The organism is Arthrobacter sp. 92 (assembly GCF_050260325.1).
In the GTDB taxonomy this organism is placed as follows: Bacteria; Actinomycetota; Actinomycetes; order Actinomycetales; family Micrococcaceae; genus Arthrobacter.
The window spans coordinates 2,761,889-2,773,899 of sequence record NZ_CP189863.1; the positions used below are offsets into that span (position 1 = coordinate 2,761,889).

Below are 12,011 nucleotides of genomic sequence, written 5' to 3' on the forward strand. Positions count from 1 at the left end.
TCTGATCATGATGTATGGCTGGGACGGGAATGGATGGGGCTTCGGCGCGTGGGTGGCCATGGCCGTGTTGATGCTGATTTTCTGGGGCGGGGTGGTCACTGTCGTTGTGCTCCTGGTCCGGCGCGGCCATCCGGGTGAGGGACCGGCCACACCGCGGCCAACGCACCAGGAGGCCGAGCGTATTCTCAATGAGCGCTTCGCCCGCGGGGAAATCGACGAACAGGAATTCACTGCCCGGCGCGCGGCGCTTAGGCGCCAGGAATGAAGACCCCGTCCCGCCGCGGGCAGGTCATCATAGGAATCGCATCCGTGATTCTTCTGACCACTCTGTCCCTCGTGGCAGTCGCCATCGTGGGCAGTGTGGTGACTCCCGGTGGCACCGGCTTCCCGTCCCGGACCCGGTGCCTGGCCCCTACCCTTTCCGGGCCGGTCGTCAATGTTTCACTGACCAACATGGGCGGGCCCATGATGCGCCGGCCCAATCGCATGATGGACGGCGCCATGCGAATGATGGCAGACCGAAGCACCGTGGCACACGGCACGGTGTCCTTCCTGGTCACCAACGCGGGCACCATCAGCCATGAACTGGTCATCCTTCCCCTGCCTGATAACCAGATCCCCGGCACCCGTCCCATCGGCGGGGACGCCAAAATCGATGAGTCCGGCAGCCTCGGTGAAGCGTCCAACACCTGCGCCGAGGGTGCGGGCCAAGGAATCCTTCCCGGCGCGTCAGGCTGGGTAACCGTCACCCTGCCGCCGGGCCGCTATGAGCTGGTCTGCAACCTCCCTGGCCACTATGCGGCCGGCATGTATACCCAGCTCACCGTCAGTTAGTTCCTCGCAGAAGTGCCTACCGCTCCCGCTTTTCGCTCTGTACCAAGAACTAATAGAGGGTTGGCGGCGGATCGCGATTTTTCCGGACAGCCGGAACTGCCAGCCCGCTGCTGTTGGTGGTCGGTTCGACCGTCATACGGAGGTTGGTGATCGCCGGGGACACTTCTTATTCCGAAGGTTGCTGTGTAGTCTCTGGATTAGTAGACAGACTTGTCCAGTCTGGTGGTCCTCAGAGACCTTATTCCGCTCAGCGACCGGGAGCATTGCTACGACAGTCGTAGAAGGCCGCCACCGTGGAACCGTTCACCAATTCAAACACCCCCCCTCTGTCCATTGCCCAAGTCGACTGGACCCTCTACCGAGAGCCCGAACCGGCGCCGCCGGCGTCCAAAAGAGCGGCAGCTGACCTGCTGGCTCTGCAAGAGGCGCTGCTGGCCGCGCTGATTACCCGAGTCGGGGAAGTCGAGGCCGCTGAATGGGCCCTTGACCAAGCGAAAGCTGCATGCGACGTGCAGATTGCTGCCGCCCTGGCCGCCGGAGTACCGGTCGAGAAGGTCGTGGCGGCGGCAGGAGAACAGGCGCCGGACCTGACCAGGACCGTCGACGACCGGAAACCGTCGGATGCGATACAGAACCTGGGGTGATGGGCGGGCGGGCTGAAATCCATGGCCGGTGAGCTTGGTGCGCCCTCCGCGATGGCTGTCCTGTTGGGCATCCGGCGTCGCCATGGCCGGTGCGGAGGTCCGGAACCGTGTGATCCCGGCCCTCCGCACGGCTGTCCCGCGCGGCGGCGACGGCTAGATGGTTCTACTCTCTGAGCCGGGAGGTTGAGTTGTCCACTGGGTTTCGGTGGCCCGCAGCCACGGATATGGCAGGAGCTCCTTGATGCTGACCGTTCCCACCGTCCCTTGGGCATCAACCATAACGGAGGTCTCGGTCCCGTATGTACGCAGCAGTTCCCGGCAGAGACCGCAGGGGTTTGTGACCTGGGGTTCTCCGCTCTCGTCCATGCTGACAGCCACCACGGAGTGGACGGCCGACTCCTGGGCCATCCGTGCGTTGGCCAGGGCGCTGGACTCGGCGCATACATTGATTCGTTTTGAGCCGATATGAAGGCCGAGGTAGATCGTCCCTGACTCACCGCGCATGGCTGCCGCTACCCGGTGATTCTCGCTGTGGTGGGCTGTCAGCAACAGCCGTCGGGCTGCCTCGTAGAGTTCCACGTCGGCGTCGCTGAGTTCAAAGGAGATCATGGCCGCCTCCTTTCTCGATTCGGTCCAGGGATGCCGAGTTCACGAGGTTTCCTACCTTCCGATGAAGATGCCGTTTTTCTGCCGGGCGAGCAGGTAGAAGACGATGCTGAGCAGCGAGAGGACGGCGACGTACACGGGGAAGATCCAGGCCGCATTCAGGGACTGCAGCCAGACCAGGAGGTAGGAAGCCGTACCTCCGAAGAGGGCCACGCCTATGCCGTATCCCAAAGCCGTTCCGGCGCCGCGGCAGCCCTTCGGCATGAGGGAACTGGTGACGACGTTGTACAGGGTCATGTTCAGTGCCAGGACCACAGAGCCGCCGAGTAGGACTGCTGCGAAGCCCCCGATGCCCGGCCGGACGTACATCAGCATCAGGAAAACGGAGGGAATGGACAGCGCACGAGTGATCAGGAACCACTTGGACATCGATTTGCCGTCAGCGAACCTGCCTATGACCAGGCTTCCGACCACCAGCACGATTCCAAGGACGGTGGTCAGCGCAAAGACGGCGGTTGCGTCCTCTTTGAAGCTGGTCCGTGCTGCAGTGGGGAGCCCAGTGTTCCACGCGTAGTTGTAGGCCTGCGCCGCTCCAACCACGAAAGTGATCGCCAGCACGCTTAGCCAGTGCTTGCGCACCCCGCCCCAGACCGCTTTCGCGGAGTTGTCCGCAAGCTCTTCGGGCTTCATGGTTTCCGGAAGTGTCCGGCGAAGGTAGACCACGACGACTCCGAAGGCGGCGCCCACGAGGAATGGTACCCGCCACCCCCAGTCGGCCATGACCGCCCCGCTGAGCATCAAGCTGCACAAGTAGCTCACCAGCGAGGCGAGAAGAATGCCGGCATTGACGAAGAAGGAGATGATGCCGGCCACAAAACCCTCGCGTCCCTCAGGAACTAGTTCGACGGCGTGCGCCGTGGAAAGGGGCGCTTCAATGCCTGTGGACATGCCCTGGATGATTCGGCAGACGAGCAGGATGACGCCGGCGGCGGCACCGATCTGGTCGTAGCTGGGACACAGGGCAATGATCAGCGTGGTCCCCGCCATCATCATGATGGACCAGAGCATGACCCGTCGACGTCCTATCCTGTCGGCCAGAGTCCCGAGAAGAATCCCGCCCAGGGGACGGAACGCAAAACCGACGGCGAAGACCGCGAGGGCACTCAGCGTTGCGGCAACAGGGTCTTGGGACGGGAAGAACTTCGGTCCGATGAAGGCCGACAGAAGGCCAAAGACCATCCAGTCGTACCATTCCAGGGTGTTTCCGAGCCCGAGGGCCAGCAGCCCGCGGCGAACTTCGGGAGAGAGCCGGGACTTTCCAGTGCTCGGGACGTCTGTCTTGACGAAGATGTCAGTCATCATTCTTCCTTCCTCCGCACCGTCGGGTGCACGAGGGTATGGACCACCGGCGGACACCCCGGTTGGGAGCGGCCGGCAATCGAAACTATCGTTTGGCTTGGTCCGTCAGGGAGAGGACGGAACCGGCTCACCACATGGGAGGTGAGTTAGCCCGGATAGCTACGCGTGCCTCTTCGTAGCGCTTGAATGCAAACGGGACCATCCAGCTCACCGCACGGGCTTATGTTGCCCGGGCCCACACGACCCGCAACCGGCCCGCGGCTTTCCGACAGCCCCGTGCCTCGGGGCTTGGATCGTGCGGATGGTGATTGGTGCCAACGCAACAGGCAAGGGAAACGCGGCCACGGGCGCCGGGGCGGCCGGACCTCTAGCCAAAAGGTCGGCATACCCGGTTTCCCGTCCCACGTCGACCGCCCCAGTGACGCGACTCACATAACTATATTGAAGATCTTCACGCAGTCAATGGTTTTGGGAAAAGTCGATTCGCCCGCGCGGCCCGGCGGGGCGCAGACCTGGAGTAGCGGAAAATCTCGCGGCAACCATTGATTCTCTAAAATTATTCACTATAGTGATGTGAGTCAGCTCACCGACAGAAAGTTGGACCATGACCAGCGAGAGCCTCGCAGGAACCTCCCCCGCCAGCACCAGCGCCCTTCTTGCCACTGTCGGCAACAAGGTCCGCAACATGCGCAAGGAAAAAGGGATGACCCTGGCAAAGCTCTCCGAAATCACTGGCCTTAGCCCGGCGATCGTCAGCCAGATCGAACGCGGACTGGCCAACCCGTCTTTCACCACCCTGGCGCAACTGGCCCACGGCCTGGATATCCCGGTCGGGAAGTTCTTCATCGGCCAGGAAGAAACCAAGTCGCCAGTGGTCCGCAAGGCCGAACGGCGCAACCTGAAAGGCATCACCAAGAAGTCCGTGGGCGAGGCAGTGTATGAACTGCTGACCCCCGACCTCAACGGCGCCTTGGAGGCCCAATGGATCGTGAGCCCGCCAGGCCACGACACCAGCGCCACCCCTTTCCGCCACAGCGGCGAGGAATTCGGCATCATCATCTCCGGTCGGAAAGACATATTCCTGGACGGCCGGTGCTACTCGCTCGAAGAAGGCGATTCCATCACCTTCTCATCGGACACACCGCACTGGTACAAGAACAGCTACGAAGAGGTCTGCGTAGCAATCTGGGTCAACGCCCCACACACGTGGTGACCAACCGGCGTTAGCCGCCGGCCCGCACACCTCGTCCCCCGTAACCCCTTCTCGCATCACTCATCTCCGAAACCTGCGCCAAGGTCCGCAGGGGCCTCGCCGCCCCCTGCCCTCTTCCGGGTGGATTCCCCGCTCTGCATCGCTGCGATCTCCACCCGGGCATCTCGCTACCCCAACGCGCCGTATTTCTCGGCGTTCCTGCCGGAAAGTTAGGATCTCCATGAACTCCTCAGCAACCATGAGTTCGCTCGAACTCAGCACCACCAGTCAGGACCTCACCGCTCCCGTCATTTCCCGCTCCGATGTCCTGGTGGTGGGCGGCGGCCCCGCCGGCGTGGCCGCCGCGGTCACCGCTGCCCGGTCCGGTGTCTCCGTTACCTTGCTCGAGCGCTACTCCTCCTTGGGCGGCCTCGCCTCCGGCGGCATGGTCCTGGTGCTCGATGACATGATCAACGGCCAGGAAATCACCGTCACGGGCATCGTTTCCGAGTACGTCGAACGACTCCAGAAGCTGGGCCTGGCGGTCATCCCGCCGGCCGATGAGCGTAAGACCTCCCAGGAGTTGTGGAATAAGTGGGGCCGCTATGGCACCTTCGACTTCCACAGCCACACCACCCCCAAGCCCGTCTGCTACGCCGCGGCGTTCGACCCGGACGGCTGGAAGCGCGTCTCCAACGACCTGGTCCGTGAGGCTGGCGTGAACCTGCGCCTGCACTCCTGGTTCTCCCGTCCCATCGTGGACAACGGCGTGATCAAGGGCGTCATCTGCGAGACCAAGTCCGGCCCCCAAGCCTTCATGGCGGACATCGTCATCGACACCACCGGCGATATCGACGTAGCCTCCCGGGCCGGTGCGAGCTACGTCAAGGACAGCTACCTCACCACCCTCGTCTTCCGCCTCGGGAATGTGGACACCAACGCCGCGGAGGCCTTCGAACAGGCCAACCCGAAGGAAGCCCGCGCCATCAACCGCAAGATCAAACGGCTCCTCGGCGGTGCCTGGGAACTGTGGTGGCTCAAGACCCCCATCGACGGTGTCGTCTGGTGCAACGCCCCCCACATGACCGGCTTCGACGGCGTCGACCCGGCGGACATGACAGCCGCCGAGTTCGCCGCACGCGACCGGATCACGGAGGCCGTGGATTACGTCCGAGCCAACCTGCCCGGGTTCGGGAACTGCTACATGCTCGACGTCGCGTCCCAGATGGGCGTCCGGCAGACCCGCCTGCTGGAGGGCGAATACGTCATGACCAAGGACGATGTCACCTCGCGCCGGCACTTCGCGGACACCGTGGCCCGCGGCCGCGACTACTACTATCCGTACCGCTCGCTGGTGCCCAAGGAAGTGGACCAACTGCTCGTGGCAGGCCGCCACTACTCCGCCACCCCCGAGGCACAGAAAATGTCCCGCGAGATCCCGCCCTGCATGGCCATGGGCCAGGCCGTCGGCGTCGCCGCCGCGCTGGCCATCCAAAACGGCGCACTGGTCCGCGACGTCTCCGCCGTGGACATCCAGCAGGGCATGCGCCGACACGGCGCGGACCCCGGCGACGTCCCGTCGTCGAACGCCACCCTGGACCTGGACGCGGTGGTGGGAGCATGAGCACCGACGCCCTTTTGGACGAAAGCGTACTGACACGCACGACGGCGGCCTCCGCCGCCGCTCCTGAGCCGGCTGCAGAACCGGCCGGCACCCCGTCGCCGCTGGAGGGCATTAAGATCGTGGACTTCACCCAGGTGTTCATGGGCCCGTCCTGCACCCAGCTGCTCGGCGACTACGGTGCGGACATCATCAAAGTGGAGCGCCCCGGCGCAGGGGATATTTCCCGTAACTCGTTCCCGGACAAAGACGGCCAGGACAACCCGATCTTCCTGTCCATCAACCGGAATAAACGCAGCATCTCCATCGATACGCGGACCGAGGAAGGCCGGAACGTCCTGCACGCTATCATGGCGGATGCCGACGTCGTGGTCAGCAACTTCCGCTCCGGCGTGATGGAGCGGATGGGCTTCGGCTACGAGGAACTCAAAGCCGAAAACCCCGGCATCATCTGGGCCTCCGGAACCGGCTTCGGACCCCTGGGCCCTTACTCGCACAAGGGCGGCCAGGACGCAATCGCCCAGGCCTACTCCGGCGTGATGTGGCGGCGGGAATCGGACGACCAGAAACCGGCCATCTACCCCACCACGCTCTGCGACTACATCACCGGCATGCACCTCATGCAGGGCATCCTGCTGGCGCTGCGCACCCGGGAAGCGTCCGGCACCGGGCAAAAGGTGGAGGTGACCATGTACGACTCCATGCTGCACCTGCAGATGCAGGAGGCCTGCATGCAGCTCAACCGCGGCTACGAAGTCAACTGGGGCGCCATGCCGCTGAGCGGTGTCTTTGAAACCTCCGACGGGGCCGTGTGCATGGTGGGCGGCTTCACCCCGGACCCGCTGGCCCGCATTTCCGAGGCCTTGGGCCTGGACGAGGACCTCACGCAGCGGCCCGAATTCGCCAATCTCGAGCAGCAGTTCAAGCACAAGGCCGCCCTGCAGGCGATCTTCCGCGAGCGAATCGCCACCAACACCACCGAGTACTGGACCGGCCGGCTCGAGGACCAGGGCCTGCTCAACGCCCCCGTCCATACTCTGGAGCAGGCACTGGCCGATGCCCAAACGCACGCCAATGGCATGATCATCGAAGCTGAACACCCGGGCGTCGGCACTGTAAAGATGCTCAACGCGCCCATCCGGCTCTCCGCCACGCCGCCCACAGTCCGGCGCGCGGCGCCGCGGCTCGGCGAGCACAATGTCGAGGTGCTCCTGGAGAACGGATTCGATCCGGAAACCATCGAGCGCCTGCAGCAGCTGGGGGTGCTCCGGTGAGCGCCACAGCCGAGAAGGCAACGGTCGATCAGGTCACGCTGACCATTGAGAAAGGCGTTGCCACCGTGGTCATCGACCGCCAGCACGTGCTCAACGCGGTCGACGGCACCGCCCAGGCCCGGCTCAACGGGATCTGGGACCAGCTCGAAGCCAATCCGGACGTCCGGGCCGTGGTGATCACCGGTGCCGGAACCCGCGCGTTCTGCGTCGGGGCGGACATGTCCTCCTCCGCCGTGGACAAGACCGGACTACAGTACTGGGCCGGGCTGGATCCCAACGGCTTCGGCGGCCTCAGCCTCCGTACCAGTCTGGACATCCCTGTGATCGCCCGGGTCAACGGCTACGCTCTCGGCGGCGGCATGGAAATCGTGCTCGGCGCCGACATCGTGATCGCCGCCGACACGGCCCGGTTCGGGCTGACGGAACCGCGCGTCGGGCGCCTGGCGCTCGACGGCGGCATCCACCAACTGGTCCGGCGGATCCCCTACACCCAGGCGATGGGCCTGCTCCTCACCGGGCGAAAGGCCGCAGCCGCCGAAATGCAGTCCATGGGCCTGGTCAACGAAGTGGTCCCCGCCGAGGAACTCGACGCCGCAGTGCAGCGCTGGCTGGACCAGATCCTCGCCTGCGCCCCCACCTCCGTCCGCGCGGTCAAACAGATGGTCACGCAGACCGCGCACCTGACCGCCGCTGAGGCCCGCGGGTTCCGGCTTCCGGCCCTCATGGCGGCGCTGGACAGCGAGGATTCCGCCGAGGGCGTCCGCGCCTTCCAGGAAAAACGCCCGCCTGTTTGGCCGGGCCACTAAGGAACGCCGCCAGATGAACAACGAATCAAGGGAGAACCCGATGCGGGAATCATTGACGCCGGGCGTGTGGGGCGTAGTCGCCACACCGTTCCAAGGCAGCACGCTGGATGTGGACCTGGACAGCCTGTCGGAACTGGTGGAGCACTACGAGTCCATCGGCGCCACCGGTCTCACGGTCCTGGGTGTTTTCGGCGAAGCCGCTGCACTCACCTCCGGCGAGCGCCGGAAAGTCCTCGAGATCGCCGTCGAGTGCACCGACCTGCCGCTGGTGGTCGGAGTGACCGCACTGGCGACGCGCCCCGCCATCGAGGAGATCCGCGCCGCGCAAGAGGTCGCCCGCGGGCGCCTGGCCGCGGTGATGGTGCAGGCCAACTCGCCGAAAGCCGAGCTGGTCATCGCCCATCTGGAAGCGATACACCGCGCAACCGGGGCCAAGGTAGTGCTCCAGGACTATCCCCTCGCCAGTGGCATCAGCATCAGTGCCGCGGCCCTCATATCCGTGGTGAACTGGTGCGCCTTTGTGGTCGCGGTGAAGGCGGAAGCGCCGCCCACATCCGTGGCCATCGCGGAGCTCAGTGCGGCCGTCGGAGTTTCCGTCTTCGGCGGCCTCGGCGGGCAGGGATTGCTCGACGAGCTCATGGCCGGCGCGGCCGGCGCCATGACAGGCTTTTCCTATCCTGAGGCGCTGATCGCCTGCGTGCGGGCCTGGGAGCGCGACGGCTACGAGGCAGCGCGCGACCAGCTGCTGCCCTACCTGCCGCTCATCAACTTCGAACAGCAGGCGAAGGTGGCGCTGGCCGTCCGGAAGGAATGCCTGCTCAAACGGGGCCTCATCAAAGACGCCGGCGTCCGCTCTCCCGCCGCCGGATTCCCCGAGAATCTGCGCTATGGCATGCTCACCCACCTGAGGGAAGCCGCCGCAGCACTGGAGAAGGCCAGTGCCTCCGCCTCATCCGCCGCCGTTGATGCCCATTGGTCAGCCTCTCAAGCCGGGAGGAACTGATGGATCTCGGAATCGCCGGAAAGACGGCCCTGGTGGCGGCATCCACCGGCGGCCTCGGACTCGCCGTGGCCCGGGCCCTGTCAGCGGAAGGCGTGCGCGTGGCCGTCACGGGCCGCCGCCGCGACCGTGCCAAGGAGCTCGCCGCTGAGCTGCACACCGCTTATGGAACAGGGGCGATTGCCATCGAGGCGGACCTGACCACGGCCGAAGGCATCGAATCGGCCGTCCAACAGACCGTGGGGACCCTCGGGCCAATCGACATCCTGGTCCTCAACGGACCGGGCCCCAAGCCGGGCGCCGCCGCCACCCTCAGCTCCGATGACGTCGCCGCGGCCTTCGAACTGCTGGTCAAACCCCACCACGCCCTGGTCTCGAAAGTGCTTCCGGGCATGCGGGAACGGCGCTGGGGACGGATCCTCGCGGTCGGCTCCAGCGGAGTGGTGGCACCGCTGCCCAACCTGGCCGTCTCCAACACCGGCCGGGCCGCGCTGGCCGGCTACCTCAAGACCCTCGCGGCCGAGGTCGCCCTGGACGCGGTAACTGTCAACCTCCTCCTGCCCGGCCGGATCGCCACTGACCGTGTGGCCGAATTGGACCACGCGGCAGCCAAACGCCGCGGCACCACCCTGGAGGAAATCCAGCTCGAATCCCGCAAGACCATCCCCGCCCGCCGCTATGGCGAGCCCGAGGAGTTCGGCGCCGCCGCCGCGTTCCTTTGCAGCGCGCCGGCGTCCTACATCACCGGCGTCGCACTCAGATGCGACGGCGGCCTGATCCGCAGCCTCTAGCCCTCCCTCCCCGATTTTCAAAAGGAACATCATGACCTCCACAGCAACAGACCTCTCGGCCCCAACTGACCGGGACCTCATCACCGCCCGGCACCTCATCAACGGCAAATGGCTCGGGGACGGCGACACCGAACGCATGAACCCCGCACGCCACGGCGAACTCGCGGCTCTCTCCCCCAGCGGCACCCCCGCCGATGTGGACGCCGCTGTCACCGCCGCCACCGCTGCCCAGCCGGGTTGGGCCGCCCTGCCCGCCCCAGCCCGCGGCGCCATCCTCATGGCCGCCGGCGACCTCCTGCTGGACCGCCAGGCGGCGATCGCAGGGGACCTCGTCCGTGAGGAAGGCAAGACCCTCGCCGAGGCCAAGGGCGAGGTCAAGCGTGCCTCCGACGTGCTGCGGTTCTTTGGCTCGCTCGGGTGGGCCGCCACCGGCGAAGTGCTGCCCAGCGGCCTGCCGGACACCACCATCACCACCCGCCGGGAGCCGCTCGGCGTCGTCGGGCTCATCACGCCGTGGAACTTCCCCATCGCGATCCCGGCCTGGAAGTCCGCCCCGGCGCTGATCAGCGGCAACGCCGTGGTGATCAAGCCGGCAGAGCTGACCCCGCTCTCCGCCACGCACTTGGCCCGCGCCCTGCAGGACGCCGGCCTGCCGGCCGGGGTGTTCAACGTCGTCCACGGCAAGGGCCGCGTGGTGGGCGACGCCCTGGCCCGCGATCCACGCATCGCCGGGCTGTCTTTCACCGGCTCCACCAAAGTGGGGCTCGGTTTGCAGGAGATCCTGAACGCCCGCCGCGCCCGGGTCCAGCTGGAAATGGGCGGCAAGAACGGGGTGCTGGTCCTGGACGACGCCGATCCCCGCAAGGCTGCACAGGTGGTGGCCGCCGGCGCGTTCGGGCTCACCGGCCAGGCCTGCACCGCGACCTCCCGCGTTTATGTCACCCCGGGCATCCGGTCCGCGTTCCTGGCAGCCCTCACCGAGGAAGCCGCGCAGTACACCGCCGGCGACGGATCGGACGGTGCCAGCATGGGCGCCGTCGTGAGCAGCCAGCAGTTCGAACAGAACCAGGCCGCGGTGCGCACCGCCGTCGAACGCGGCGCCACTCTGCTGCACGGGAGGTACGACGGCGGCGCTGACGCCGGCTTCCTGTTCCCGGCCGCCATCCTCACGGACCTCCCCTTCGACGACGCAGCCGTGACCGAAGAGATCTTCGGGCCCGTGGTGGCCGTCCTCGAGGTGCCTGACTATGAGGCAGGACTTGGCGCCATCAACGATTCCCGCTACGGCCTCACCGCCGGAATCTGCACCGACTCCCTCGCCCGCGCCACCGACTTCGCCGCGCGAGCCCAGGCCGGCGTCATCAAGGTCAACCGCCCCACCGCGGGCCTGGACCTGAACGTCCCGTTCGGCGGCGTCAAGGACTCCTCCACCAACACGTTCCGCGAGCAGGGAAAGTCCGCGCTGGACTTCTTCACCTGGGGCAAAACCGTCTACACCGGTGTATAGCCGGCCATGACGTACGTGATCGCCCAGCCCTGCGTTGATGTGAAGGACAAGGCCTGCATCGACGAATGCCCGGTGGACTGCATCTATGAGGGCCAACGCTCGCTCTACATCCACCCGTCCGAATGCGTGGACTGCGGCGCCTGCGATCCCGTCTGTCCGGTCGAGGCGATCTACTACTCGGATGACGTCCCGGACGAGTGGGTCGACTATGAGCGCGCCAACGCGGAGTTTTTCGAGGAGCTGGGGTCGCCGCAAGGGGCCTCGGCCCTCGGAAACCTGGGCCGTGACCACGCCGTCGTCGCCGGCCAGTAGCATCTGCGGCATCGACAAGGAACCCGACCGGATTATTGCCGAGCTGCATTCCGGCGCAACCTACT

Annotated in this window: 13 protein-coding genes; 11 read left to right on the top strand and 2 right to left on the bottom strand. The window is 65.8% G+C overall.

Annotated elements, in window-relative coordinates; translation table 11 throughout:
• Positions 1–7 precede the first annotated feature (7 nt).
• The 3 genes from ACP4XC_RS12675 to ACP4XC_RS12685 all read left to right on the top strand — a co-directional run bounded on the left by ACP4XC_RS12675 (position 8) and on the right by ACP4XC_RS12685 (position 1,478).
• Positions 8–265, top strand: coding sequence for an SHOCT domain-containing protein (locus ACP4XC_RS12675; RefSeq protein WP_427170129.1), 258 nt, complete (start codon positions 8–10; stop codon positions 263–265).
• Positions 262–834, top strand: coding sequence for a sulfocyanin-like copper-binding protein (locus ACP4XC_RS12680; RefSeq protein ID WP_427170131.1), 573 nt, complete (start codon positions 262–264; stop codon positions 832–834). The genes ACP4XC_RS12675 and ACP4XC_RS12680 overlap by 4 nt, the downstream gene beginning before the upstream one ends.
• 293 nt (positions 835–1,127) lie before the next feature.
• Positions 1,128–1,478, top strand: coding sequence for a hypothetical protein (locus ACP4XC_RS12685; protein WP_427170133.1), 351 nt, complete (start codon positions 1,128–1,130; stop codon positions 1,476–1,478).
• A gap of 153 nt (positions 1,479–1,631) precedes the next feature.
• Here the strand turns inward: ACP4XC_RS12685 and ACP4XC_RS12690 are convergent, their stop codons facing one another.
• Entirely contained in the window at positions 1,632–2,087 is a 456-nt protein-coding gene (locus ACP4XC_RS12690) for a hypothetical protein (protein ID WP_427170135.1), read from the bottom strand.
• 51 nt (positions 2,088–2,138) lie between these two features.
• Positions 2,139–3,443 carry an MFS transporter gene (locus ACP4XC_RS12695; RefSeq protein ID WP_427175104.1) on the bottom strand — a complete coding sequence of 435 codons (1,305 nt, stop codon included), beginning with the start codon at positions 3,441–3,443 and terminating at the stop codon, positions 2,139–2,141.
• 604 nt (positions 3,444–4,047) lie between these two features.
• Here ACP4XC_RS12695 and ACP4XC_RS12700 point away from each other — a divergent pair.
• The 8 genes from ACP4XC_RS12700 (at position 4,048) to fdxA (ending at position 11,946) form a co-directional block, all read left to right on the top strand.
• On the top strand, positions 4,048–4,656 hold the full coding sequence (locus tag ACP4XC_RS12700; RefSeq protein ID WP_427170137.1) for a helix-turn-helix domain-containing protein: 609 nt from the start codon (positions 4,048–4,050) through the stop codon (positions 4,654–4,656).
• Between the two features lie 220 nt (positions 4,657–4,876).
• A complete protein-coding gene (locus tag ACP4XC_RS12705; RefSeq protein ID WP_427170139.1) occupies positions 4,877–6,259 on the top strand; it encodes an FAD-dependent oxidoreductase in 1,383 nt (460 codons plus the stop codon).
• Complete coding sequence (locus tag ACP4XC_RS12710) at positions 6,256–7,530, top strand: CaiB/BaiF CoA transferase family protein (protein WP_427170141.1); 1,275 nt, start codon at positions 6,256–6,258, stop codon at positions 7,528–7,530. The genes ACP4XC_RS12705 and ACP4XC_RS12710 overlap by 4 nt, the downstream gene beginning before the upstream one ends.
• The gene (locus ACP4XC_RS12715; RefSeq protein ID WP_427170143.1) at positions 7,527–8,336 is read left to right on the top strand and encodes an enoyl-CoA hydratase-related protein; all 810 of its coding nucleotides are present in this window, start codon (positions 7,527–7,529) and stop codon (positions 8,334–8,336) included. Before ACP4XC_RS12710 ends, ACP4XC_RS12715 begins: the two co-directional genes overlap by 4 nt.
• 13 nt (positions 8,337–8,349) lie before the next feature.
• Complete coding sequence (locus ACP4XC_RS12720) at positions 8,350–9,339, top strand: dihydrodipicolinate synthase family protein (protein WP_427170145.1); 990 nt, start codon at positions 8,350–8,352, stop codon at positions 9,337–9,339.
• The gene (locus tag ACP4XC_RS12725; protein WP_427170147.1) at positions 9,339–10,127 is read left to right on the top strand and encodes an SDR family oxidoreductase; all 789 of its coding nucleotides are present in this window, start codon (positions 9,339–9,341) and stop codon (positions 10,125–10,127) included. Before ACP4XC_RS12720 ends, ACP4XC_RS12725 begins: the two co-directional genes overlap by 1 nt.
• A 31-nt stretch (positions 10,128–10,158) precedes the next feature.
• Positions 10,159–11,634, top strand: coding sequence for an aldehyde dehydrogenase family protein (locus ACP4XC_RS12730; RefSeq protein WP_427170149.1), 1,476 nt, complete (start codon positions 10,159–10,161; stop codon positions 11,632–11,634).
• Between the two features lie 6 nt (positions 11,635–11,640).
• Complete coding sequence (gene fdxA / locus ACP4XC_RS12735) at positions 11,641–11,946, top strand: ferredoxin (RefSeq protein WP_427170151.1); 306 nt, start codon at positions 11,641–11,643, stop codon at positions 11,944–11,946.
• Positions 11,947–12,011: the final 65 nt, after the last annotated feature.

Bases quoted from the DNA above. Each gene is read 5' to 3' on its own strand.
- ACP4XC_RS12680 (WP_427170131.1), top strand. From the start codon at position 262: ATGAAGACCCCGTCCCGCCGCGGGCAGGTCATCATAGGAATCGCATCC.
- ACP4XC_RS12720 (WP_427170145.1), top strand. From the start codon at position 8,350: ATGAACAACGAATCAAGGGAGAACCCGATGCGGGAATCATTGACGCCG.
- ACP4XC_RS12705 (WP_427170139.1), top strand. From the start codon at position 4,877: ATGAACTCCTCAGCAACCATGAGTTCGCTCGAACTCAGCACCACCAGT.
- ACP4XC_RS12690 (WP_427170135.1), bottom strand. From the start codon at position 2,087: ATGATCTCCTTTGAACTCAGCGACGCCGACGTGGAACTCTACGAGGCA.
- ACP4XC_RS12730 (WP_427170149.1), top strand. From the start codon at position 10,159: ATGACCTCCACAGCAACAGACCTCTCGGCCCCAACTGACCGGGACCTC.
- ACP4XC_RS12675 (WP_427170129.1), top strand. From the start codon at position 8: ATGATGTATGGCTGGGACGGGAATGGATGGGGCTTCGGCGCGTGGGTG.
- ACP4XC_RS12725 (WP_427170147.1), top strand. From the start codon at position 9,339: ATGGATCTCGGAATCGCCGGAAAGACGGCCCTGGTGGCGGCATCCACC.
- fdxA (WP_427170151.1), top strand. From the start codon at position 11,641: ATGACGTACGTGATCGCCCAGCCCTGCGTTGATGTGAAGGACAAGGCC.
- ACP4XC_RS12710 (WP_427170141.1), top strand. From the start codon at position 6,256: ATGAGCACCGACGCCCTTTTGGACGAAAGCGTACTGACACGCACGACG.
- ACP4XC_RS12695 (WP_427175104.1), bottom strand. From the start codon at position 3,443: ATGACTGACATCTTCGTCAAGACAGACGTCCCGAGCACTGGAAAGTCC.
- ACP4XC_RS12700 (WP_427170137.1), top strand. From the start codon at position 4,048: ATGACCAGCGAGAGCCTCGCAGGAACCTCCCCCGCCAGCACCAGCGCC.